Genomic DNA, 22,283 nt, shown 5'->3' with positions numbered 1-22,283 from the left:
CCTTCGTTCGTGAAGTGCAAGGGCGGGCATCACCGGGATGCATCAGATCCGTTGGAACATCGCCTCGGCGGGCAGCGGCGCGGCGAACATCCGGCGGGTGCAGAACCGGCTCATGTGAGCCGCCGTACGTCCCCCGGTTCGGCCCAGGTCGAAGTCGATCATGAGCCGGGCGCAGAGAATCTCGGCCGTTCCCGTCGCATAGAGCGACAGTTGCTGCATGATCCACTGCCCGCTCGCACGGTTGCCGTCGAGACGGATCTGCTCGCTCCCGAGGAGATGCACGTTGCGGAGGAAGTGGTCGGCCGGCGGCAGGTACCGGGACACGAGGGCCACGATTTCGTCTCGGCCCCGGGCGATTCCGAATTTGCCGGCGTACTCCGGACCCAGTCCTTCCCAGGTCGCGTCGTCGGTGAACAGGACGCCGAGCTGATCCGGGCTCTGCAGCGGGCCGGGCACGTCACACAGGTCCAGATAGCGGGCGAGACAGTCGCGGACGGCCTCCTTCGCCTCGACCACCTCGAGGCGGTGCTCCGTGTCGGTCACGGATCAGACCCCGACGTCGGCGCGGATCGTCAGCTCTCGGCCCATGCGGGCCTCGATCTTGAAGTACTTCCAGAGGGCGTACTCGCCGATCATCGTCGTCCGCAACAGGTTGCACGCGGCCCGCACGGTTTCCTGGTCCTTCACGTCGGCCAGGACGTAGCAGGTCCAGGGCCAGCCGTCGGACGGGCCCACCATGTGGGCGTCGTCGTCGAACGTGCCGATGACATGGATGCCGTCCATGTTCGCGAGATTCGAGAGCATGGTGGAGATGCCGACCCACACCGGGCCGATCTCCGCCTTCGGCAGGTCGAAGAAGTTCTGGTTGTTGCCGATGCAGAACAGGGTGCGCAACGGTTCGGCGGTCATGGGGCGTCCTTTCGCTGGGAAGGCAGGCGCTGGTCTCGAAGATCCCGCCCCGGTCAGGGGAAACTGGGGATCCCGGGTTCCAGGCCGAGGAGAACGGCTCCGGCCGCCTCGAAGGTGTTGGTCTGGAGCATGGCGTGCTGAGCCGGGACGAGAGCGTCCCGAAGGTAGCGCTGCAGCGGGTGGCTCTCGTAGATCGCCCCGGTGCCGGCCAGGTCGAACGCGGCGAGCACGACGTTGCGGCCGACGTGGGCGGCCTGGGTTGCTCCCAGACGGAGCAGGGCCGTGTACTCGTCGGTGATCTCGTCGCCGCGGACCGCCAGGTCCCACACCTCGTCGGTGATCTCGTAGAAGAAGGCCCGAGCGGAGCGGAGATCGGCCTCGGCGCGGGCCAGCCCGGTCTTGTACGCGGGCCGGTTTCCCTTGCTGTCACCGCCGGTGATGCTGGATCGGACCGCTCCGACCTCGTGGACGTAGTCCAGCGCGCCGCGGGCGGCGCCGAGAGTCACCACCGCCAGCACCTGGGCGGCGTAGGCGAGCGACGGATACCGCGTGAGCGGCTCGTCGATCAGGGGAGCGCCACCGCGGACGAACGTCATCTCCTCGGGGACGAAGAGCCTGTCGGCCTTCACTGCGTGTGACCCCGTCGCCTTCATTCCGGCGACATCCCAGTTCTCCACGATCTCCACGTCGGCAGGGTCCACGAGGGCGGTCAGTGGCTTGCCGTTCGTTTCCGGGCCTCCGGCGAGACCGATGCCGAGGATGTCGGCGCCCAGGCATCCGCTGGCGAACTGCCAGAGCCCGCTGCACAGGTAGCCGCCGTCCACCTTCTCGGCCTTCTGCATGGGGAACAACCCGCCGGCATAGGCGACGTCCGGGCCGTCGGAGTAGATCTTCTCCTGGGTTTCGACCGGCAGGGCCGCGAAGTACACGAGCGAGGATCCGAAGCTTGCCACCCACCCGGTGGCCGGATCCACCGCGGAAATCCGCTCGACCTGCCTCATGAAGGAGGAGGGGGCCATCGGTTCTCCGCCGAACCGTGCCGGGGTCGACGCGCGGTAGAGTCCGGCCTGCTTCAAGAGCGCGATGAAGTCCTTCGGCACGAATCGTTGCCGGTTGAACTCGTCGCGCCGGTCCAGCAGCACGGCGAGGGCGTCCTCGAAGGCCTTCTCCCGGGCAGGGCCCACCGCTGCCGCCTGCACTGGTTTCATCGTGCTCCGGATCGCCATCGTCGTCTCCATCCACCTCGTCGTGTCGCGCTGAGGAAAACGCTAGGAAAGGTTCGGACGAGGCGGTATCGGGATTTCCTCCGCCGGTCATAAAGCATTCCCCTATGGTCGATCCGCCGCTCGTGGGTCGACAATGAACCGTCACGGCACCCGGAGGTGAGGATCGATGTTCCCGACAGGCCGCGACTTCCAGGAGATGGTGGAGAAGACGGAAACAGGGATCCTCATCCACGAGGCCGCGTCCAAGAACATCCTCTGGGCCAACCCCGCCGCGTGCCGGATGTTCGGTTTCACCCTCGACGAACTGCGACCGTTGAAGGCCCACCACATGAGCAGCCAGGAGCGTCAGTACCGGCGCTCGGTCGGGGTGGCGTGGTTGCAGGACGCGGTCGTACACGGCTCGAGCCGCAGACAGTGGAAGTACCGGACCAAGGACGGTCAGGACTTCCTGGCAGATGCGGTCGCCTCGCTCCTGACCTTCCAGGACGGGCAGGTCGTGATGGTCGAGTTCCGCAACATCGCCGAAGAGGTGGAGCTCCAGGAGGAGCTCAGCTGGGTGTCGCAGTCCCTACAGCGCATCATGACGCACACGTCGGCGGGCATCGTGGTGCTCGACGAGATGAACTGCATCGAGGACATCTCGCCGCTCGCGGCCCAGCTCTTCGGCAGAACGCCGGACGAACTGTCCGGTGTGTACCTGGAGGATCTGGGCCGGTGTGAGCCTCGCCTGACCGCCGAGCCCGTCGTCGCCAAATTGGACGCGGCGGCCGGGCCGGTGGGCATCATGCAGGAGATCGAGAAGAGCGACGGCAGCACCACCTGGCTGGCCGGCTTTCTCGAGGCCGTGGTGCACGACGGAATGACGTCCCGGGTGCTGACGATCCGTGACGTGACGGATCGTGTGGAGTGGGAACGCCGGCATGCGTATCAGGAGGCCAACCTCCAGTACCTCAGCCGGTACAACGCGATGGGTGACATGGCCATGATCCTCGCTCACGAACTCGGGCAGCCCCTCGCCGCCTCGACGAACTATCTGAGCGGCCTCAAGGCGCGCATCTCCGACCGATCCCTCGACCCCGAGGCGCTGAGCTACGGGTTGGACAGGATGGAGAAGCAGCTCGGCCGGGCGGCGGAAATCGTGTCCTCCGTGAAGCGCTACGTGCGGCGGATCGAGAGCACCAAGGCTGCCATAGACCTCAACGAGACGGTCGAGGAGAGCCTGTACTTCGTTCGTCTGCGGGCAGCCGAGCGGGGCGTGCACATATCGATCGACAGGTCCCGTTCCCCGTTGCCGGTGGAAGGAGAGAGCGTGCTGATCGGGCAGGTGGTCATCAACCTCTGCTTCAACGCGATCGACGAGATCGTGTTGCCCTCGACTTCCGTCAAGGAGCTGACCGTCCGGACGGCCCGGCGGGGTGAGTGGGCCTGCGTCTCCGTTCTCGACCAGGGACGAGGGATGGACGGTGCCTCGGGAAACCGTCTGGCCTCCGGGGCCTTCTCGGCCAAGCAGGACAGTTCCGGGATCGGCCTGATCATCTCGGAGCACATCGTCGAGCGACACGGGGGCAGCATCCGGTACCTGCCCAACCACCCGCACGGTACCGAGGTCCGGATGTGCCTGCCCATCTCCGAGTAACTGCGCCCACCTGGGTGGCAGCCTCGGGTGATGCGGATGTGTGCACGCTCCGCAGGACGGGCCGGAGACGTAGGCGTTCACGGGTTTGTGCAACGACACCTCCGCGGCGGGCTGCGCGGCTGGACTACCCTCGGTCTGCCCGTCGAACACCTCGAGGGACCCTCCTGTCCACAGCAGCCCGTCGCCCGGTCGGACCGGCGGATCGAAAGGGGAAACTGTGCCCCGCAGCGTCCTCGTCGTCGACGACGAACCCCACATCCGTCGCGTCCTGCGCGGCTACCTCGAGGCGGACGGCTACGACGTCATCGAAGCCGCAACGGGCTCGCAAGCGCTGACATCGGTGCAGGCCCGCCGCCCCGACCTGGTGCTGCTCGACATCCGCCTTCCCGACCTCGACGGTCTCGAGGTGCTGCGCAGGATCCGCGGATTCTCCGACGTGTACGTCGTGTTGGTCACCGCGCGCGCCGAGGAGGTCGACAAGCTGGTGGGTCTGGCGGTCGGCGCCGACGACTACATCACCAAACCGTTCGCGCCTCGCGAGGTCGCCGCCCGCGTCCGTGCCGTCCTGCGCCGCGCCCGAGGCACCGACGGTGGGACCTCCCGCGTGGTCGTCGCCGGTCTGACCGTCGACCCCGACTCCCGGGAGGTGACGGTTGACAGCACTCCCGTGGAACTGTCCGCGCTCGAGTTCGACCTGCTCCTGGCCCTGGCCCGGGCGCCGGGCCGGGTGTACTCGCGCCGGCAACTGCTCGAGAAGGTGTGGGGCGGCGACTTCTTCGGTGACGAACGGGTCGTGGACGTGCACATCCGCAGCATCCGCCGGGCGCTCGGTGACGACGCCACCGCCCCCCGCTTCATCGGGACCGTCCGCGGGGTCGGCTACAAGTTCGTGGCCACGGCCGGGGCCGACCGGTGAACCTCGGCGGTTCCCGGTTTCCCGTGCCGAGCCTGACGACGCGGCTGTTCGTCTCCCATCTGCTGGTGGCGGTGGTCGGAGCGCTGGTCACCTTCGCCGTCGTCCGGGTCGCGGCGCCGGCGTTGTTCGACGAACGCGCCCCCGGTCCCGGCGGCGGCCGCAACCGCACGAACGGGTCTTCTCCGTTGCGCGAGGTCGTGGCCGATGCCGTGACGACGGCGTTGCTGCTCGGGGTGCTTGCCGGGGTGATTGCGGCCGCCGCGCTGGGTCTGCTGGCGTCCCGGCGCCTGCTGCGGTCGCTGCGGTCGGTGCGCTCGGGCACCCGGGCGATCGCCGCCGGTGACTACCGGCACCGCATCCCGGTGCCGCCGGAGGTCGAACTTGCCGCGGTCGCCACCGATGTCAACGATCTCGCCATCCGCCTCGCCGACACAGAAGCCCGGCGGGTCCGGCTGCTGTCGGAGGTGGCGCACGAGATGCGCACCCCGTTGACCGTGATCGACGGCTACGCCGAGGGTGTCCTCGACGGTGTCTTCGCACCGGCAGAGCTGGTCCAGATCGAAACCGAGGTGGGCCGGCTGCGCAGGCTCGCCGATGATCTGTCCACCCTGTCCCGGGCGGAGGAGGGCCGTTTGGACCTGCACCCGGCCGACGTCGATCTGTCCGGCCTCGTCGTGCAGGTCACGGGCCGGTTGCGCCCGCAGTTCGACGATGCCGGCCTGACCTTGACCGTGCACCCGCCGTCCCGGCCGGTCGTGGTGTGGGCCGATGCCGACCGGATCACGCAGGTGCTGACGAATCTGCTCGGCAACGCCCTCGCCGCGACGGAGACCGGCGGCGTGAGCATCGACATCACCGCCGGTCGAGACGTCGCCACCGTCACCGTCACCGATACGGGCGAAGGACTCGACCCGGACGATGTGGAACGGATCTTCGAGCGCTTCTACCGGGTCCCGTCCCGGCGCCGGGGCGAGCACGATCTCGGCTCCGGCATCGGCCTGACCATCAGCCGGGGCATCGCCCGCGCCCACGGCGGCGACCTGTCGGCCGACTCTCCCGGCCGCGGTCACGGATCACGGTTCACACTGCAGCTGCCCACTCGAAGCGACCACCCGATCCGACGCTGACACACCCGCGCCTTCCGCGGCCGTGCGCTACTCCGAGTGCTGCGGCCCCTGCCCGTGTCCCTGGCCCTGCCCGTGTCCCTGGCCCTGCCCGTGTCCCTGGCCCTGCCCGTGTCCCTGGCCCTGCCCGTGTCCCTGGCCCTGCCCGTGTCCCTGGCCCTGCCCGTGTCCGCCGGCCGGCTCCTCGCCGGTCAGGGCTGCCCGGAAGGCCTGCAGATGGTGCTCGGAACCGGTGCGCAGCTTGCCGTACAGGCGGTCGATCGCGTCCTCGTCACTGACCTCGATCGCGGTGGACAGTTCGGCGATGTCGGCGGCCTCGAGTTCGGCCCCGACCGCGTACGCCTCCTCGACCGAGGTCAGACCGCGGGCGAGCCAACCGTCGTAGGCGCTCTGCAACTGAGGCTCGGCGTAGGTTCCGGCAGTGAGCCCGGCCGATGGATCGCTCACACCGTACCGACCGAGCAGAGCGCCGACGGCATCGTAGTGACGCTGTTCGCTGGCGGAGATGCGCTCGAAGATCTGTGCCCCCCACTTCTGCGCGAACTGCTGGTACAGATCTCGTGCCAGGCGTTCCTCCTCCCGCATCACCACCAGGTCGGACTGCTCCTGTGTGGACAGCGCACCGCCCGCGCCCTCGTCCGGCTCCTGGGCTGTCGCGACGGCCGTCCCGAATCCGGCGATTCCGATCGTCGCCCCTGCCGCGAGTGCGGCCACTGTCTTTCGCCAGGTGTTCATCACCGGCACCACCTTTCTCTCACCACCGAGTCAACGCACCGTCGGTGAAGGGTTCCCGTCCCGATGTGTGAAGCTTGTGTGAGAGGGCCACCGCAGGGACGGGTTCGGCAGATGCCGGGGTCCTCGGCTTCCGCTGGGGCGAGCTATGGGCTTTGGACCCTAGAGGGCCGGTGATGTGATTCGTAGCGTCGGAGTCGGCGGCATCGCGACGAGGAGGCTGGCGATGACTGATACGACGGCGACCCCCATCCCGGCCGGCATCGAGTCGCCCGACGAGGTTCACACCCGGTTGGGCACGTTGCGGTTCTTCGACGGCTTCCCGGACGACGCGACGGTCCGGACGTTGTTCGACAACCTGGACTTTCAGCGTGCCGTGCAGGCGTACCTGCTGGCTCTGCCCGCGCTGAACATGGCGGCGATGCGCAGCGCGCTCCTCGAGTGGGGCCCGGTGAACTCGACGGCGTACGTCTTCGAAGACCTGATGCATCCGCGCACCGTGTGGCTCACGGCTAACACGAGCACGTCGTACACCGCCATCTGGATCGACCTGCGCGACGGTCCGCTCGTGATCGAGGCGCCGCCCGGCGTGCTGGGCGCGATCGACGACAGCTGGGGACGCTGGGTGGTCGACGTCGGCCTGACCGGACCCGACAAGGGCCGGGGCGGCGCCTACCTGCTGCTGCCCCCCGGCTACGACGGTGAGGTCCCCGGCGGCTACTTCGTGGTGCGGACCAACAGCTTCGGCATGGTGCTGTTCGTTCGGGGCTTCCTCGACGAGCACGGCGATCCCCACCCCGCCGTCGAGGTCATCAAGGACAAGACCCGGGCCTACCCCCTCGCGCTCGCGGGCCGTCCGCCGTCCATGCGGTTCGTGAACGTGTCGCCCGAACCCATGGTCGGCGTCCCCCCGGCCGACTTCCGGGCGTGGGAAATGCTCGACGAGGTGGTGCAGTCGGAGCCGCCCGAGTCGTCCGATCCGCTCACCCTGGGATTCTTCGCCTCGATCGGCATCCGGCGCGGCACGCCGTTGGACCCCGACGAGCGCATGCGCGCGATCCTCACCGAAGCCGCCGCGGTGGGTGACGCCACCGGTCGCGCCCTCACCTACCGGTTCCGGCAGCCGGAGGCCTACCGCTACCCGGGCAGTACTTGGCGCGCATTCTTCCTCGGTGGTCATCGGTTCGAGGAGGACGGGGTCGCTCTGCTCGACGCCGCCGCTCAGTTCAACTTCTCGGTGACCGGCGTGAGTCCGGCAGAGGACGTCGAGAGGATCGGCACCGGTTCCCAGTACGTCGTCGCGTGCGTCGACGCCGACGGCGCCCCATTCGACGGCGGCCGGACCTACCGGCTCCGCGTCCCTGCGAACGTTCCGGCCGGCAACTTCTGGTCGATCCTCGCCTACGACACCCAGACCCGGTCGATGCTGCAGACCGGACAGGAGTGGCCGTCGGTGACGAGCCAGGACCGGGATTTCACCACGAACGAGGACGGCTCCGTCGACGTCCACTTCGGTCCCGAACAGCCCGAGGACGGTCACAACTGGATCCAGACCGTTCCCGGCAAGAGCTGGTGGGCCATGTTCCGGCTGTACGGTCCCCTCGCACCGTGGTTCGACAAGACGTGGCAGCTACCGGACATCGAGCGACTCGCGTAGAGGCGCCGACGCGGCCTCGTCGTGCCCTCCGCCCGGTACTGCGGAGATCAGGTCGGTGCGATCTCAGATCTCGCGCCAGCTCTCCCCGGCCATGTCGTGGCCGTGTGCCGCCATGAGCATCAGTCCACCGTCGACGGGAATCGAGCCGCCCGTGAGGTACGACGAGCGCGGCGACGCGAGGAATGCGATGGCCGACGCGACCTCGTTGACGTGCCCGGGCCGGCCGACCGGGTTGCCGGGGCGGTCCTCACGATACGCCTGGGATTCGTCCATGCCCGTCATCGGGGTCGAGATCTCGCCCGGCGCAATCGCATTGACGAGGATGCCGTGCCGTCCCAGCTCGAGTGCGAGGCACTTGGTGAGCATGCCCAGGCCGGCCTTGGCGCTGCAGTAGGCGGCGGCGCCGAGCCGGGGGATGTGCTCGTGCACACTCGTGACGTTGATGATCCGGCCACCGCGGCCGCCCGCGATCATCCGCCGGGCGGCGCGCTGAGCGCACAGGAACGGACCCTCGAGGTCGGTCGCGAGAACCTCCCGCCACGTGTCGTAGCTCAGGTCGAGGATCCGGTCCATGTGCCCGGTTCCGGCGTTGTTGACCAGAACGCCCAGGCCGCCGAGCTTCTCGGCGAGCGTGTCGACGACGTCGGCGGTGTCCGGACTGGTCAGGTCCTGGTGGACGACGAAGCAGCGCTGTCCGCGCTCCTCGATCCCGTCCCGGGTGTTCCGGGCCCCGGCCTCGTCGGTGTGGAACGTGATGCCTACGTCGAATCCCTCCGAGGCCAGCACCTCGGCGGTGGCTTTTCCGATTCCCGAATCGGCTCCGGTGACGATCGCAAGTCTCTCGGGTGCAGGAATATTCATGCAGGGCCTGTACCCGCTCGTCGTCCCCTCCACGCCGATCGGTGGTCGACGGGCGCTCACCTCGAGTAACGTCATGACCGGTGAGCACAGGAGGTGCACCCATGAGACCTTTGCCGTGACCGACACCGGCGACGGGCTGGATGTCACCGTCGACGGCACGACCCACCGCCTCGGCGTGGCGGACGCGCGCCGGCTCGCACACCGGATTCTCGACGTCGTCCACGCCGCCTATCCCGAACGCACGGGCGCGGGACTCGAATCGTGGCCCACGGAGCGCCTGGAGGAGTTCGTCGGCGACCTCGAACGGACCGTGAACCCGGACCGGCCCGGGCACATTCTCAGGGCCGCTCGGGTGGAGCTGGATCGCCGTCGGGGCGCCGCCCGGTGATGAGGAAGATGACCCGTTCGGCCACGTCCACGGCCTGGTCCCCGAAGCGTTCGTAGAAGCGTGCCACCAGGGCGAGGTCGACGGCGGGGGTCACGCCGTGCGTCCACGCCGGGTCCCGGAGCGTCCCGAGCAGACGGGCGTGGACGGCGTCGAGTTCCGCGTCGGTGCTCCGGACCCGGGTGACCAGCTCCAGATTCGGCTCCGTGAAGACGTCACACAGTCCGCGCGCCATGCCGGCCGTGAGTTCGCCCATCCGGGCGATGTCGTCCCGGACCTCGTCGGGGGCGAGCTCTCCGGGGGTGCGCCGCCGGGCTGCCCGCGCGATGTGCAGGGCGAGCTGGCCCATCCGCGCCAGGTCGCTGCTCATCCGCACCGCCGAGAAGACGAACCGGAGATCGCCGGCCACCGGATGCTGCAACGCCAGGATCGCCACGGCCCGCTCGCTGCACTCGGTGTGCAACGTGTCGATCTGCTCGCCGAGATCGAGCGCCTCCTCGGCCGCGGCCACGTCGCCGTCGAGCAGCGCACGCGTCGACAGCTCCAGGGCCTTCGCCGCGAGCTCGGCGAGACCGCGGAGCCTGCCGGTGAGGTCGCGTAACTGTTGATCGAACGAGGCCCTCATGTACACCGATCCACTGCGCTGTCCTCCGTTGCCGTTACGGGGGTATACCCGGAAGCGGCCCCGTCGACGCCCGGTGGAGGCCCTTCGGGCCGGGGAACCGCCGCCGTCAGTTCTCGGCTTCCTGCTCGCGCTGCCGCCGCAGCCGCTGTGCGGCCGTGTGCGCGCCTTCCCGCTCGAGGGCCTGGAGCATCTTCTCGACCTTGTCCGCAGAGGCGCGCGGCGGCAGCAGCGGGGTAGCCGGATCGACGACCGCCTGGATCAGCACCGGACGGTCGGCGGTCAGGGCGGTGTGCCACGCCCCGTCGACGTCCTCGGGGCGATCGACCCGGATGCCCTCCAGGCCGAGCAGCCGGGCGTAGTCGGCATAGGGGAAGGGCGGGACGGTCTGCGAGGCGGGGATGCGGGCGTCGCCCTCCATTTCCCTCTGCTCCCAGGACACTTCGGTGAGGTCGCCGTTGTCGAGGACGAGGACGACGAAGCGCGGATCGGCCCAGTCTCGCCAGCGGTGGGCAAGGGTGATCAGCTCCGAGATGCCGTTCATCTGCATGGCGCCGTCCCCGGCCAGGGCGATCACCGGACGATCCGGATGGGCGAGCTTGGCGGCCAGTCCGTACGGCATCGCGGACCCCATCGATGCGAGCGTGCTCGACAGGTGCGCCGGTACTCCCGGCGGCAGTCGCAGGAAACGCGCGTACCAATACACGACCGATCCGACGTCCACCGCCACCTGGGCGTCCGCCGGGAGCCGGTCGGACAGGGCTGCGACGACAGCCTGCGGATCGAGGACGACGGCCTGCGGATCGAGACCGTCCGGGGGCTCCGTGCACCGTGCGGCGGCGATCCGCCGCCAGTTCCGGACCATCTGCTCGACGTCGCGGCGCCACGGTCCGGCGGTCCGGTGCAGCCGGGGCAGCAGGGCGCGCAGGGTCTCGCGGGCGTCCCCGGCGAGGGGCACCTCGACGGGATACTTGGCGCCGAGGTTGCGGGCGGCGATGTCGATCTGCACGGCACGTGCCTGTCCCGGGGCGGGATAGAACTCCGTCCACGGATCGTTGCTGCCCACGATCAGCAGGGTGTCGCATCCGGCCGTCAGGTCCGCAGAGGCGGTCGTGCCGAGGTGTCCCATGACACCGCAGGCCCAGTCCCGGGACTCGTCGATCACCGGTTTGCCGAGCAGCGACGTCGTGACGCCGGCGCCGAGCAGCTCCGCGACCTCGCCGATCTCCGGGGCCGCGCCGTATGCGCCCTGGCCGACGAGCAGCGCGACCCGTCGCCCGGCGTTGAGCAGGTCGGCGGCCCGGTCGAGATCGGCGTCGGTGGGCAGCACCCGCGGGACCGCGACCGTCGCGGCGCTGGGGACCACGCCGTGGGCGTGCTCCTCCCCGGCGACGTCGGCCTGCTGCACGTCGTGCGGGACGATCACACACGTCGGGCTGGAGGTCGCCCGTGCGGTGCGGAAGGCGTTGTCGAGCACCGCGCCGAGTTGTTCGGGGGTATCGAGGGTCTGCACGTACTGGGCGCACACGTCCTTGAACAGCGTGGGCAGCGCGACTTCCTGCTGGTAGCCGCTGCCCTGGGCCGTCGTCACCACGTGTCCGACGATCGCCACCACCGGTTTGCCGTCCAGCTTGGCGTCGTAGAGGCCGGTGAGCAGATGCACCGCCCCGGGTCCCTGGGTGGCGAGGCACACTCCTACCTCCCCGGTGTATTTCGCGTGCCCGGTGGCCATGAAGGCCGCCATCTCCTCGTGCCGGGCGGTGACGAGTTCGATGTGCTCGGCCGCCCGATCCAGGGCGGCCAGGATCGGGTCGATCCCGTCTCCGGCGTAGCCGAAGACGCGGTGGACGCCCCACGCCCGGAGTCGGTCGACTATCCCGTCGGCGACGTTGGCCATGCCGTTCCTCCCGGTGGCGCCCGGCGCGGGCGTCCTTCGTCGTGTCCTCCGGGGCCGGGTGCCCGGTGGGAGCCGTGCGAAACCTCGGGTGGGCGGCACACTGGTCGCATGAGGTTGCTGCTGCTGGCCGACACCCACGTCCCCGTCCGCGCGCGGGACCTGCCGGCGCGGGTGTGGGAGGAGGTCGACCGCGCCGACGTGGTGCTGCACGCCGGCGACTGGGTCGAGGTCGCGTTCTTCGACGCATTGTCCGAGCGGGCCGGACGGTTGGTCGCGTGCTGGGGCAACAACGACGGCGCGGAATTGCGGGGCCGGATGCCCGAGATCGCACGCGTGACGCTGGAGGATGTGCGCTTCGCCGTCGTCCACGAGACCGGAGCCTCGGCAGGCCGCGACAGGCGGATGTCGGCGGCGTATCCGGACCCGACGTCCTGGTGTTCGGGCACAGCCACATCCCGTGGGACACCACTACGGCCGCGGGGCTGCGGCTGCTGAACCCGGGGTCGCCGACGGACCGTCGGCGACAACCGTTCTGCACCTTCTTAACGCCTCTCCTTCCTGAAGGCAGGAGATTCCCGACTCAGACCGCAACCGCACCCCCACCCGGAGGGAGGTGATCCGTTTGACTCACGTCGTCGACACCGGTGTGGCCACGCTCCGCCACAGCCAGAACCACTCTGGCAGCGTTCCGGTCCCGGCACGCGGTGTGCCCGCATGCCCGGCATCGGAAAATTCGTTCCTCGAGTCCGAGGGGTTGCTTGGCTCTTGCGAAACACCTCGAACACGTCATGGTCGTGTACGCGGGCCGCACCAACACCACCTTCCGGCCGGCCCGCCTGCCCTGCTCGATCAACTCTCGTTTCACCGTCGCGATCGCGGCATCGGCGGCCTTGCGCCATCGTCGACTTCGACAGGAACCTGGGTTTGAAATCCTCCACCGCGACGAGATGATGCGCATCGACCACGGTCCCGGCCCAGATCCGGCCGTCGTGCCGGTTCTGCCGGGCCGCCTTCTTCTGTACCTTCGCGGCCTGGGTGCGGGCCCGCCGATAGCCCTTCGAGGGTGGGTGTCCCTTGCCTCGGCGGCGCCGCGCCATCGTTCGCTGCGCTCTCGCCAACTCCGCCGCACACCGTTTCCGGTGCCCGTGATGCGGCAGATCGAACCGCTCCTCGGTGGCCGTCGCGGTGCGTGCCACTCCCCAGTCGATCCCGACACCGCTGTTCTCCTCGACCACCCGGATCGGCCCTGCCTCGCGGGTCACCACGAACGAGGCATACCAGTGCCCGAGGCAATCGCGGGTGATGCGCACACTCGACGGCTCCGCCGGCAGTGCCCGCGACCACACCACCGGAACACGCACGCCTTTGGGCAACACCAGCCGGCCGTCCCGGATCCGGAACCCGCGGCGGGTGTACTCGAGCGACGGCAGGGTCTTCTTCCGCGCCTTGAAGCGCGGCCGGCCCCGGCCCTTGACCGTGCACGAGGCGTCCAACGCCTGCGCGTAGGTGCGCAGCATCTGCTGCTGGGCGACCTGGGAACCGTCCCGCAACCACGACGAGCGGGCTCGGGCTTCGGTCAACTGCTTACTGAGGTTCGCAAACGTCGGCCGAACGCCGGACTTGAACTGGTGGACGGCTTCGTTCCACAGGAACCGGCAGCGATGCCACTCCTCGATCAGGGCGCGTTCGGCGGTGGTGCCCGGCCGCAACCGGAAGTTGTAGCGCACCACCTCGATCCCCATGCCCGGCACGCTAACCGACCCCACCGACAGGTTTGCCCGACACCACCACTCCCCCGAAAGGAGGACGGCGCTTCCTCTCCCTCGTGAACGAGGGACTATCCGCGCCCAACTCAGATGACCGCCACCGTCGCCGACGGCGCGCTGGGCGAGGTCGCACTGCACCGCCTCTGACCGGAAATCGAGCCGGACGACCGGTTCGGGCGTACGGTGGGTGTGCCCCGCCACCGCCCGAGGGAGCCCACATGCCTGCATCCTTCTTTGCGCATCCGCACCAGGCGTTCACCGCAGGTTTCTACCGCGACGAGGACTTCGACTTCGAGGTCCGGTTCCTGCTCGGACAGGCCGTGCACGGTGCGGCGGACGTGGGGGAGGTACTCGCCACCATCGCCCCGCTCGGCGAGAAGGATCACGAGAAGTGGTTCGAGGCCTGGGTGGCGCTCGGCAGTCGAGTCCGGGGGCTCGCCGATGCCTCCGCCGAGGCCGGGCACGTCGTCAGCGCCGCGGGCGCATACCTGCGTGCCGCAACGTATTTCGCTACCGCGGTCAACTCCGTGGACGGTCTGGCCGACGACGGCCCGCTGCTGCCGACGTTTCGGCAGCACCGGGCGGCGTGGGACCGGTTCGTCGAGACCACCGCGCACCCGGCCGAGCGGGTGGACATTCCCTACGAGGACGGCTTCCTGCCGGGCTACCTGCTGCGGCCGCTCGGCGAGGAGACCCGCGAACCACGCCCCACCCTGATCCTGAACAACGGCAGCGACGGGCCCATCAGCAGCCTGTGGACCGCCGCCGGGGCCGGGGCCCTCGCCCGCGGCTACAACGTGCTGTTCTTCGACGGTCCCGGCCAGCAGTCCATGCTGTTCGAGCGCGGCGTGCCGTTCCGGCACGACTGGGAGGCCGTGATCACGCCGATCGTGGACTTCCTCCTCCGGTACCCGGAGGTCGACGGCTCGCGCATCGCCCTCTACGGGATCAGTCAGGCCGGATACTGGGTGCCGCGCGCACTGGCCTTCGAGCACCGGATCGCGGCGGCAATCGCCGATCCGGGGGTGGTCGACGTGTCCGCGTCGTGGCTCGCCCACATGCCCAAGAACATGATCGAGTTGCTCGAGAAGGGCGACCGGGAGAAGTTCGATCGCGACATGGCCTTCGGCATGCGGCTGTCGGGCCGGCTCGAGCGCACGTGGCGGTTCCGGGCCCGCCCCTACCGCAGGATGGACTCGTATTTCGACACCCTCACCGAGGTGCTGAAGTACCGGCTCGGCGATCTCCCCGAGTCGATCACGACGCCGCTGTTCGTCACCGACCCCGAGGACGAGCAGTTCTGGCCCGGCCAGTCCCGGCAGCTCGCCGAGCGGCTGCGCGGGGCGAAGGAACTGGCGTCGTTCACCGCGGCGGAGGGTGCCAACTTCCACTGCCAGCCCCTCGCTCGCAGCCTCACCGACCAGCGGATGTTCGACTGGCTGGACACGGTGCTGGCCGACCGGGCCCGCGTCCGGGCCTCCGGCGGCGCGCCGGCGCGTGAGGTGGCGGACGGCTGAGCGAGGTGGCCGCCGGGCAGGAGATCCGGCCCGGAGACCTCCTCAGTCCGCGAAGAACAGGGCCGCCGCCGCATCCCGCGCGATCAGGAACCCGGCGATACCCAGCACCCATCCCAGCGCCGAGTCGGCGTGCCGGGCGGTGAACTCGTCGAGACGTCGCAGCAGCGGCTCGATCCGCCGGTGCACGACGAGCCGGCCCACCACCAGCAGCAGGGCCGGCAGCACCATCACCGCGCAGTACCCGGCGAGCAGGCCGGCGCCGGGGGCGGCCGGCAGGCCCGTCGCCACGATCGTCCCGATCGCCGCCAGGTACGGCAGCATCGTGGCGACCTCGACGGTCCCGGCACCGAGCGCGAGCACTGCCACACCGGACCCCGTCCGTTGCCGCTCGAGGGCCCGGGAGCGCCAGTGCCGCAGCCGGCTCCCGCGGCCCGCAACCCGCGCCTTCCCCGAGTCGAATCGCCAGCTCACCGCGAACAGAGCCGCGCCCACCGAGAGTTGCGCCCAGTGCCACGCCGTCGTGTCGCTCCACCGCGCGAGCGCCGCAGCGCCGTTCCGGCCCGCGGACATGAGCACGAGTCCGACGACGAAGTAGAACGCGGCGATCGACAGCAGGTACACCAGCAGGCGGCGTACGGGGGGCCGGCCCGGCACGGTGAGCAACCACAGCGGCACGACGAGGGTGCCGAGACTGGTGCTGTCCACGAGCGCCAGCACCGCGAGCGTGCCCAGGAGAGCGAGGTCCATGGCTCGATGCTCGGCGGTCACCGCACGCGTGTCGTCGGTCTTCGGAACGAGGCGGGGTCCTCCGTCGGGAGGACGAACCGGCCGCGCGCCTGTGCTGTGATGAACGGGTGCCGCGTTGGTCGTCTCTCTCCGTCACCGCGCAGGGCTGGTGTATCGCGGTGGCCGAGTTCCTGCTCGGGCTGCTGTTGCTGTCCGCAGGTCTGTACGAACTCGCCCCCGTCAGGGTGGAGGCTCCGGCGGCCGTGCGTATCGGCCTGCTGGCGGCCGTGTGCGGCGCAGCGGTGCTCCGGGTGCGGCGGCCGGTGGCGGCACTCGTGCTCGGTGCGGTGCCGCTGGGCATCGACCTCCTGCTCGGGCCGTCCCTGCCCGTGTGGCTCGTCTACTCCGACCTGCTCTACGCCGGCGTCCGCTACGGCACCGAGCGGCAGGCACGGGCGCTGCTCGGCCTCGCCTCCGCGCTCTCCGCGGCCTGTTTCGGGGTCGTCTACGTCGTCACCGGGAACTGGCAGCTGCTGGTGCTCACGGCGATTGCGCTGTCCGCGTTCGTCGGCACTCCGCTGTGGTGGGGGCGCGCGGTCCGGTTGCACAAGGACGTCGCCGACGCCGAACGCGCCCGCGCCGAGGCCGTCACCACGATCGCCGAACTCGACCGGCGGGCCGCCGTGGCGGCCGAGCGCAACCGCATGGCCCGCGATCTGCACGACGTCGTCGCCGGGCACCTGTCGGCGATCGCGATCCAGTCCGAGGCCGCGCTGGGCCTCTCCCGCGATGCGTCGTCGCCGACGGCCCGCCGGATGGAGGCGCTGCACGCCGTGCTCGAATCGGTGCGGAGCAACAGCGTCGACGCGCTCGAGGAGATGCGGGAGATGATCGGACTACTGCGGGACCGGCCCGTCCTCGGCGAGACGACCGCGCCCGGGCGGCTGGCCCACCTCGGCAAGCTCGTCGACTCGGCCCACGCCGGGGGCACCGTCGTCCACGTCCGCCGGTCGGGTCCGGGGCGGCAGCTGCCCGTCGCCGTCGACCACGCCGCCTATCGCATCGTCCAGGAGGCCCTGACCAACGCCGCCAAGCACGCGCCCGGCGTCCCCGTCGAGCTGTCGCTGGACGCGCGCGGCGACCGGTTGGAGGTGACCGTGCGCAACCCGCTCCCCGACGGGACGGTTGCCGCGCCGCGCACGCCGTCGGGCGGCCGGGGCCTGGCGAGCATGCGGGAACGCACCGAACTTCTCGGCGGCCGGTTCCGGGCGGGTCCGTCCGACGGGACGTGGGTCGTGGGGGCGTCGCTGCCGCTGCGCCCGGGAGCGCCGTCGTGATCCGGGTGCTGCTCGCCGACGACCACGGAGCCATCCGCGCGGGGCTGGCGATGATCCTGTCCGCGACCTCCGATCTCGAGGTGGTCGGCGAGGCCGCCGACGGCGACGTCGCCGTGCGTCAGGTGCGGGCGCTGCGGCCGGACGTTGTGCTCATGGACATCCGCATGCCGGGCACCGACGGCATCGAGGCCACCCGCCGGATCCGCGAGACGAGCGATACCCAGGTGCTCGTCCTCACGACCTTCGACGTCGACGAGTACGTCCTGGGTGCGCTGCGCGCCGGCGCCGCGGGCTTCCTGCTGAAGTCGGCCTCCGCGCAGGAGCTGACCGACGGTATCCGGCGGGTGGCCCACGGCGACGGCGTGCTGTCCCCGCAGGTGACCCGCACCGTCATCGCGGGCCTGGCCGCCGGTGCCGCCGAACCGGTGCCGCCGCCGACCGGCGTGGACCTGCTCACGGACCGGGAACGCGAGGTGCTCGACTGCCTCGGTGAGGGCCTGGCGAACCAGCAGATCGCCGAGCGCCTGAACATCGGCGCCACCACCGTCAAGACCCACGTCTCCCGGGTCCTGGCGAAGCTGGGGGTGGATTCGCGGTTGCACGCCGCGTTCGTCGCCCGGCAGATCGCGGGCAGGTAGGTCGCCTCCTCCGGAGGGAGGACACCCGGTCCGTCGGATGGCCGACGCGCCGGCGACCGCCTCACGTCAGGGTCGTAGTCATGACTGCAACCGAGACGACGACCCGGCCCGGGCGCATCGTTGCGCTCGACGTCGCGCGCGGCATCGCCATCCTGGGCACGCTCGGCACGAACATCTGGATCTTCACCGACCCGGCCGGCATCGTCGGCTACCTGAACACGCTCGGTTCCGAGCCGTGGCCCCAGCGGATCCTCATGCAACTCGCCCAGGGCAAGTTCCTGGGGTTGCTGACCTTGATGTTCGGGATCGGTCTGGCGATCCAGGCGGCGTCGGCGCGACGGGCGGGACGGCCGTGGCCGGGCGGGTACCGGGTGCGTGCCGCGCTGCTGTTGCTCGACGGCGCGCTGCACTACCTGCTCGTCGCCGAATTCGACATCCTCATGGGTTACGCACTGGTGTCGATGCTCGTGTGCGGTCTCGTCGTCGCATCGGCACGGGCGCGGCTGTGGGTGGCCGTCGCCGCGTCCGCCGCGCACGTGCTGCTGCTCACCGCGCTGGTGGCGGCGATCGCGGCCGAGCCGGACTCCGGGGCGCCCACCGCCCCGGCCACCGACATGTTCGCCACCGGCAGCTGGTGGGATCTGGTGGTGTTCCGGGCCGAGAACGTCGGCGCGTTCCGAGCCGAGGTGATCTTCGTGATCCCGATGACGATCGCGATGTTCCTCGCCGGTGCCGCGCTGTACGAGGCGGGAATCTTCGATCCGGGCAGCCGGGTGCTGCGGCGGAAGCTGATGCTGCTCGGGGCGGTCGCCGCCCCGGTCGACGCGGTCGTGGGATTGTGCGGCGGTGAGGCCGGTGTGCTGGTCGCCCGCTACGGCGTGGCCCCGTTCGTCGCGGTCGGCCTGCTCGCCTGGATCGCGCAGTTCCACGCGACGCCGCGGCGGGCGGGGGTGGTCGGGACCGGGCTGGAACGCATCGGCCGGACCGCGTTGAGCTGCTACGTCGCGCAGAACGTTCTCGCCTCGGCGCTGTGCTACGGCTGGGGCCTCGGGCTGGCGGCGAGAGTTGATCCGTCGCTGCGGGTACCGTTCACCGTCGCGGTGTACCTGCTGGTGTGTGCGGTGCTGGTCGTCACGGCGAGCTGGTGGCTGCGGCGGTATCGGCAGGGGCCGGTCGAGTGGTTGTGGCGGGTCTCGTACCAGCGGCTGGTGCGCGAGCCGGCGACCCCTTCCTAGTGGGCCGAATGTCACATTTGGATCGCGGAGCGGAACGCCTGTGACATTCGGTCCGCTGGGAGCGGCTACCCACCGACGGAGCTATGCGCTAATCTGTGACTCGACCGTGATCAATCCGTTATTAAACGGACCGCTCGAACGTCGAGGACAGCAGATTGGCCCCGTACGCCCGCCACGATGGTGACAACTCCAGCGAAGCTTCGGAACCCGTGGCGCCCCGGCGTGGGGCCCACCGGCGCTCGACCCGGACCGGGCCCGCGCGCCGGTTGCTGACCATCCCCCTGGCGGTCGGCGCCGTGCTCGCGGCCGGCAGCGCCGCGGCCCAGGCGGCGCCCGGCCAACCCCGGGCCGAGGCCGCCCCCGAGCGGCAGCAGCCGACGGTCGGACTCTCGACGGCACCGCAGGTGCTGCAGCTTCCGGACGCCGGCACCGACCGGTACGTCGACCAGCTGCAGCGCGCCGCCGAGCGGGAGGCCGCGCGCCTCGCCGCGGAGGCCGCGGAGCGCCAGCGCGAGGCGGAGCGCCTCGCCCAGCAGGAGGCCGAACGCCTCGCCCAGCAGGAGTCCGAGCGGATCGCACGGGAACTCGCGAGCCGCCCGAGCGCCGTCTTCCCGACCGTCGGGGCGCTGACCTCCGGCTTCGGGCCCCGCTGGGGCACGGCGCACAACGGCATCGACATCGCCAACGCCATCGGCACGCCGATCAAGTCGGTCACCGACGGCACCGTGATCGAATCCGGTCCCGCCTCCGGCTTCGGGCTGTGGGTTCGCATCCAGCAGGACGACGGCACCATCGGCGTCTACGGGCACATCAACGAGTCGCTCGTGTCCGTCGGCCAGCAGGTGCGGGCGGGCGACGTGATCGCCACGATGGGCAACCGAGGCCAGTCCACCGGGCCGCACCTGCACTTCGAGGTGTGGCAGCCGGGCGGCGCCAAGATGGACCCGATGGCCTGGTTCGGCTCGCGCGGGATCTCGGTACCTCAGGCCTCGCGCTCCTAGTCGGGCGCCGGTACGCCGCCCCGTCGGGGGGCGCGGCGCACCGGCGTCCGGCTCACCAGATCCGCACGCGCTCCTCCTGCGCGAGATACAGCGCATCGCCGGGACGCACGTCGAACGCCTCGTAGAAGGCGTCGATGTTGCGCACCACCCCGTTGCAGCGGAACTCCGGCGGCGAGTGCGGGTCCACGGCGAGCCGGCGCAGCGCCTCCTCGTCGCGGACCTTGGTCCGCCACACCTGCGCCCAGCCGAAGAACACCCGCTGCAGGCCCGTGAGGCCGTCGATCACGGGCGCCTCGGCGCCGTCGAGTGCGATCTCGTACGCCTTCAGCGCGATGGACAGCCCGCCGAGGTCGCCGATGTTCTCGCCGATGGTGAAGCTGCCGTTGACGCGATGGCCGGCGAGCGCCTTCGGCTCGAACTCGTCGTACTGCGCGATCAGTGCCGCGGTGCGCTTGCCGAACTCGGTGCGATCGTCGTCGGTCCACCAGTTCTCGAGATTGCCGTCGCCGTCGTACTTGGCGCCCTGATCGTCGAAGCCGTGCCCGATCTCGTGGCCGATGACGGCGCCGATCCCGCCGTAGTTGGCGGCGTCGTCGGCGTGCAGGTCGAAGAACGGCGGTTGCAGGATCGCGGCAGGGAACACGATCTCGTTCATACCCGGGTTGTAGTAGGCGTTGACGGTCTGCGGCGTCATGAACCACTCGTCGCGGTCCACCGGCCCACCGAGCTTGGCCAGGTCGCGGTCGTACTCGGCGGCGTAGCCGCTGCGGTAGTTGCCGACCAGATCGCCCGCGTCGATCGTCACGGCCGAGTAGTCCCGCCACTTGTCCGGGTAGCCGATCTTGGGGGTGAACTTCTCCAGCTTGCGCAGCGCCGCCTCGCGGGTCTGCGGGCTCATCCACTCCAGATCGGCGATGCTGCGCCGGTACGCCTCCTGCAGGTTGGCGACGAGGTGCTGCATGCGGGCCTTGGCCTCGGCCGGGAAGTGCCGTTCCACATACAGCTTGCCGACGGCCTCGCCGAGCAGGTCCTGTACGAGCGCCACGCCGCGCTTCCACCGGTCGCGGATCTCCTGCGCGCCGGTCAGGGTGCGGCCGTAGAACGCGAAGTTCTCGGCGACGAGCGCCTCGGTGAGGTACGGGGCGCGGGCGTGCAGGACCCGCCAGGTGGCCCAAGCCTTCCAGTCCTCGAGGGGCGCGTCGGCCCACAGCCGCGCGAACGTGTCGAGGAAGTCCGGCTGGCGGACCACGATCTCGGCCCACTGCTCCTCGGTGGCGCCGAGCGCGTCGATCCAGCCGCGCCAGTCGAAGCCGGGCCGACCGGAGGTCAGCGCCTCGAACGTCACCAGGTTGTAGGACAGGTCGGCGTCGCGCCGCTTGACCACGTCCCAGTGCCCGGCGGCCAGCCGGGTTTCGAGGTCGAGGACCCGCTGCGGGTCGTGCCCGATGCCCGTCAGCTCGAACATGCGCCCGATGTGCGCGACGTACTGCGCCCGGATCTCGGCGTGGCCGTCCTCGCGGTAGTACGACTCGTCGGGCAGGCCGAGGCCGGACTGCGTCGTGTGCATCAGATAGCGCGACGAGTTCTTCGCGTCGGTGTCGACGTAGTGCGCGACGGCGCCGCCGACCCCGACGCGTTGCAGCCGCCCGAGCACGGCCGCGAGCTCGGCCCGGTCCGCGGCGTCCGCCACGGCGGCCAGCTCGCCGGCGATCGGGCTCAGCCCCGCCGCCTCCACGGCCTCGGTGTTCAGGAAGCTCGCGTACAGGTCGCCGATGCGCTGCGCGTCGGTGCCCCGCTCGGCCGAGGACGCGGCCGCCTCCTCGATGAGGGTGCGGACGTCGACCTCGGCCTTGTCGAACAGCGTGCGGAACGCGCCGTCGAGGGCCCGGTCGGCGGGGATCTCGTGTTCGGCGAGCCAGCGCCCGTTGACGTGCTCGAACAGATCGTCCTGCGCTCGGGTGCTCTCGTCGAGGTGGGTCAGGTCGATGCCCGAGTGCCGAGCCCGGGAATGCTCCACGATGGTCATGTCGTCCATCCTTACACCCATTCTCCGCACCCGGCACGGGCCTGCGCGTGCGCGACCGGCCGTCCCGGCCCG

The 22,283-nt window shown here is 70.3% G+C and carries 19 protein-coding genes and 2 pseudogenes; 11 read left to right on the top strand and 10 right to left on the bottom strand.

Annotation, left to right across the window (positions count from 1 at the left end; all coding sequences use genetic code 11):
• Window positions 1-42: 42 nt before the first annotated feature.
• The 3 genes from KZJ41_RS24685 to KZJ41_RS24675 are packed head-to-tail and all read right to left on the bottom strand — an operon-like array spanning window position 43 to window position 2,147.
• Window positions 43-543, bottom strand: a complete 501-nt coding sequence (locus KZJ41_RS24685; RefSeq protein WP_102799350.1) for a nuclear transport factor 2 family protein — start codon at window positions 541-543, stop codon at window positions 43-45.
• Window positions 544-546: 3 nt separating this feature from the next.
• Entirely contained in the window at window positions 547-909 is a 363-nt protein-coding gene (locus KZJ41_RS24680) for a hypothetical protein (protein ID WP_006931798.1), read from the bottom strand.
• 53 nt (window positions 910-962) lie between these two features.
• Complete coding sequence (locus KZJ41_RS24675; protein WP_050035955.1) at window positions 963-2,147, bottom strand: acyl-CoA dehydrogenase family protein; 1,185 nt, start codon at window positions 2,145-2,147, stop codon at window positions 963-965.
• A 154-nt stretch (window positions 2,148-2,301) separates the two neighbouring features.
• Between KZJ41_RS24675 and KZJ41_RS24670 the strand changes: the two genes are divergently transcribed.
• The 3 genes from KZJ41_RS24670 to KZJ41_RS24660 all read left to right on the top strand — a co-directional run bounded on the left by KZJ41_RS24670 (window position 2,302) and on the right by KZJ41_RS24660 (window position 5,814).
• Window positions 2,302-3,771, top strand: a complete 1,470-nt coding sequence (locus KZJ41_RS24670) for a PAS domain S-box protein (protein WP_006931801.1) — start codon at window positions 2,302-2,304, stop codon at window positions 3,769-3,771.
• Window positions 3,772-3,988: 217 nt separating this feature from the next.
• Entirely contained in the window at window positions 3,989-4,687 is a 699-nt protein-coding gene (locus KZJ41_RS24665) for a response regulator transcription factor (RefSeq protein ID WP_102799351.1), read from the top strand.
• A gap of 23 nt (window positions 4,688-4,710) precedes the next feature.
• Complete coding sequence (locus KZJ41_RS24660) at window positions 4,711-5,814, top strand: cell wall metabolism sensor histidine kinase WalK (protein WP_251549775.1); 1,104 nt, start codon at window positions 4,711-4,713, stop codon at window positions 5,812-5,814.
• A 27-nt stretch (window positions 5,815-5,841) separates the two neighbouring features.
• On the opposite strand, the gene KZJ41_RS24655 is transcribed toward KZJ41_RS24660, so the two are convergent.
• On the bottom strand, window positions 5,842-6,546 hold the full coding sequence (locus tag KZJ41_RS24655) for a DUF2202 domain-containing protein (protein ID WP_251549773.1): 705 nt from the start codon (window positions 6,544-6,546) through the stop codon (window positions 5,842-5,844).
• A 223-nt stretch (window positions 6,547-6,769) separates the two neighbouring features.
• On the opposite strand from KZJ41_RS24655, the gene KZJ41_RS24650 reads away from it, so the two are divergent.
• Window positions 6,770-8,200 carry a DUF1254 domain-containing protein gene (locus KZJ41_RS24650; RefSeq protein WP_029546280.1) on the top strand — a complete coding sequence of 477 codons (1,431 nt, stop codon included), beginning with the start codon at window positions 6,770-6,772 and terminating at the stop codon, window positions 8,198-8,200.
• 63 nt (window positions 8,201-8,263) lie between these two features.
• On the opposite strand, the gene KZJ41_RS24645 is transcribed toward KZJ41_RS24650, so the two are convergent.
• Window positions 8,264-9,061, bottom strand: coding sequence for an SDR family oxidoreductase (locus KZJ41_RS24645; protein ID WP_051359216.1), 798 nt, complete (start codon window positions 9,059-9,061; stop codon window positions 8,264-8,266).
• Here KZJ41_RS24645 and KZJ41_RS24640 point away from each other — a divergent pair.
• Window positions 9,060-9,449, top strand: coding sequence for a hypothetical protein (locus KZJ41_RS24640; protein WP_029546276.1), 390 nt, complete (start codon window positions 9,060-9,062; stop codon window positions 9,447-9,449). The genes KZJ41_RS24645 and KZJ41_RS24640 overlap by 2 nt on opposite strands.
• Here the strand turns inward: KZJ41_RS24640 and phoU are convergent.
• Together phoU and KZJ41_RS24630 are read right to left on the bottom strand one after the other, a co-directional pair.
• Window positions 9,400-10,071, bottom strand: coding sequence for a phosphate signaling complex protein PhoU (gene phoU, locus KZJ41_RS24635; protein WP_006931809.1), 672 nt, complete (start codon window positions 10,069-10,071; stop codon window positions 9,400-9,402). The two genes, KZJ41_RS24640 and phoU, sit on opposite strands and share 50 nt — an antisense overlap.
• Window positions 10,072-10,177: 106 nt before the next feature.
• Window positions 10,178-11,965: a thiamine pyrophosphate-requiring protein gene (locus KZJ41_RS24630; RefSeq protein ID WP_029546274.1), complete on the bottom strand. Its 1,788-nt coding sequence runs from the start codon at window positions 11,963-11,965 to the stop codon at window positions 10,178-10,180.
• Between the two features lie 108 nt (window positions 11,966-12,073).
• On the opposite strand from KZJ41_RS24630, the pseudogene KZJ41_RS24625 reads away from it, so the two are divergent.
• A pseudogene (locus KZJ41_RS24625) lies at window positions 12,074-12,582 on the top strand (metallophosphoesterase).
• Here the strand turns inward: KZJ41_RS24625 and KZJ41_RS24615 are convergent.
• A pseudogene (locus tag KZJ41_RS24615) lies at window positions 12,546-13,707 on the bottom strand (RNA-guided endonuclease InsQ/TnpB family protein). The pseudogenes KZJ41_RS24625 and KZJ41_RS24615 overlap by 37 nt on opposite strands.
• Window positions 13,708-13,949: 242 nt before the next feature.
• Here KZJ41_RS24615 and KZJ41_RS24610 point away from each other — a divergent pair.
• Complete coding sequence (locus tag KZJ41_RS24610) at window positions 13,950-15,248, top strand: S9 family peptidase (RefSeq protein ID WP_102800042.1); 1,299 nt, start codon at window positions 13,950-13,952, stop codon at window positions 15,246-15,248.
• Window positions 15,249-15,290: 42 nt separating this feature from the next.
• On the opposite strand, the gene KZJ41_RS24605 is transcribed toward KZJ41_RS24610, so the two are convergent.
• Entirely contained in the window at window positions 15,291-15,995 is a 705-nt protein-coding gene (locus KZJ41_RS24605; protein WP_180987031.1) for a GAP family protein, read from the bottom strand.
• A gap of 107 nt (window positions 15,996-16,102) precedes the next feature.
• On the opposite strand from KZJ41_RS24605, the gene KZJ41_RS24600 reads away from it, so the two are divergent.
• From KZJ41_RS24600 to KZJ41_RS24585, 4 genes are all read left to right on the top strand, one after another.
• Window positions 16,103-17,311: a sensor histidine kinase gene (locus KZJ41_RS24600; protein WP_072636327.1), complete on the top strand. Its 1,209-nt coding sequence runs from the start codon at window positions 16,103-16,105 to the stop codon at window positions 17,309-17,311.
• Window positions 17,308-17,949 (top strand): response regulator transcription factor, encoded by a 642-nt coding sequence (locus tag KZJ41_RS24595; RefSeq protein ID WP_006947321.1) that lies wholly within the window; start codon window positions 17,308-17,310, stop codon window positions 17,947-17,949. Before KZJ41_RS24600 ends, KZJ41_RS24595 begins: the two co-directional genes overlap by 4 nt.
• An 80-nt stretch (window positions 17,950-18,029) precedes the next feature.
• The gene (locus KZJ41_RS24590) at window positions 18,030-19,184 is read left to right on the top strand and encodes a DUF418 domain-containing protein (RefSeq protein WP_102800040.1); all 1,155 of its coding nucleotides are present in this window, start codon (window positions 18,030-18,032) and stop codon (window positions 19,182-19,184) included.
• 266 nt (window positions 19,185-19,450) lie between these two features.
• Window positions 19,451-20,185: a M23 family metallopeptidase gene (locus KZJ41_RS24585; RefSeq protein ID WP_006947325.1), complete on the top strand. Its 735-nt coding sequence runs from the start codon at window positions 19,451-19,453 to the stop codon at window positions 20,183-20,185.
• A 52-nt stretch (window positions 20,186-20,237) separates the two neighbouring features.
• On the opposite strand, the gene KZJ41_RS24580 is transcribed toward KZJ41_RS24585, so the two are convergent.
• A complete protein-coding gene (locus KZJ41_RS24580; RefSeq protein ID WP_006947326.1) occupies window positions 20,238-22,211 on the bottom strand; it encodes a M13 family metallopeptidase in 1,974 nt (657 codons plus the stop codon).
• Between the last annotated feature and the right edge of the window lie 72 nt (window positions 22,212-22,283).

This window comes from Rhodococcus sp. 11-3 (assembly GCF_023704055.1).
Lineage (GTDB): Bacteria > Actinomycetota > Actinomycetes > Mycobacteriales > Mycobacteriaceae > Rhodococcus > Rhodococcus aetherivorans.
Note: the sequence above shows the minus strand (reverse complement) of the source record. Positions and strands in the feature narration are given on the sequence as shown.

What these genes read in the sequence shown, in the direction of transcription:
- KZJ41_RS24680 (WP_006931798.1), bottom strand. Translation starts at nt 909, where the DNA reads ATGACCGCCGAACCGTTGCGCACCCTGTTCTGCATCGGCAACAACCAG.
- KZJ41_RS24675 (WP_050035955.1), bottom strand. Translation starts at nt 2,147, where the DNA reads ATGGAGACGACGATGGCGATCCGGAGCACGATGAAACCAGTGCAGGCG.
- KZJ41_RS24670 (WP_006931801.1), top strand. Translation starts at nt 2,302, where the DNA reads ATGTTCCCGACAGGCCGCGACTTCCAGGAGATGGTGGAGAAGACGGAA.
- KZJ41_RS24655 (WP_251549773.1), bottom strand. Translation starts at nt 6,546, where the DNA reads ATGAACACCTGGCGAAAGACAGTGGCCGCACTCGCGGCAGGGGCGACG.
- KZJ41_RS24650 (WP_029546280.1), top strand. Translation starts at nt 6,770, where the DNA reads ATGACTGATACGACGGCGACCCCCATCCCGGCCGGCATCGAGTCGCCC.
- KZJ41_RS24640 (WP_029546276.1), top strand. Translation starts at nt 9,060, where the DNA reads ATGCAGGGCCTGTACCCGCTCGTCGTCCCCTCCACGCCGATCGGTGGT.
- KZJ41_RS24645 (WP_051359216.1), bottom strand. Translation starts at nt 9,061, where the DNA reads ATGAATATTCCTGCACCCGAGAGACTTGCGATCGTCACCGGAGCCGAT.
- phoU (WP_006931809.1), bottom strand. Translation starts at nt 10,071, where the DNA reads ATGAGGGCCTCGTTCGATCAACAGTTACGCGACCTCACCGGCAGGCTC.
- KZJ41_RS24630 (WP_029546274.1), bottom strand. Translation starts at nt 11,965, where the DNA reads ATGGCCAACGTCGCCGACGGGATAGTCGACCGACTCCGGGCGTGGGGC.
- KZJ41_RS24610 (WP_102800042.1), top strand. Translation starts at nt 13,950, where the DNA reads ATGCCTGCATCCTTCTTTGCGCATCCGCACCAGGCGTTCACCGCAGGT.
- KZJ41_RS24605 (WP_180987031.1), bottom strand. Translation starts at nt 15,995, where the DNA reads ATGGACCTCGCTCTCCTGGGCACGCTCGCGGTGCTGGCGCTCGTGGAC.
- KZJ41_RS24590 (WP_102800040.1), top strand. Translation starts at nt 18,030, where the DNA reads ATGACTGCAACCGAGACGACGACCCGGCCCGGGCGCATCGTTGCGCTC.
- KZJ41_RS24580 (WP_006947326.1), bottom strand. Translation starts at nt 22,211, where the DNA reads ATGACCATCGTGGAGCATTCCCGGGCTCGGCACTCGGGCATCGACCTG.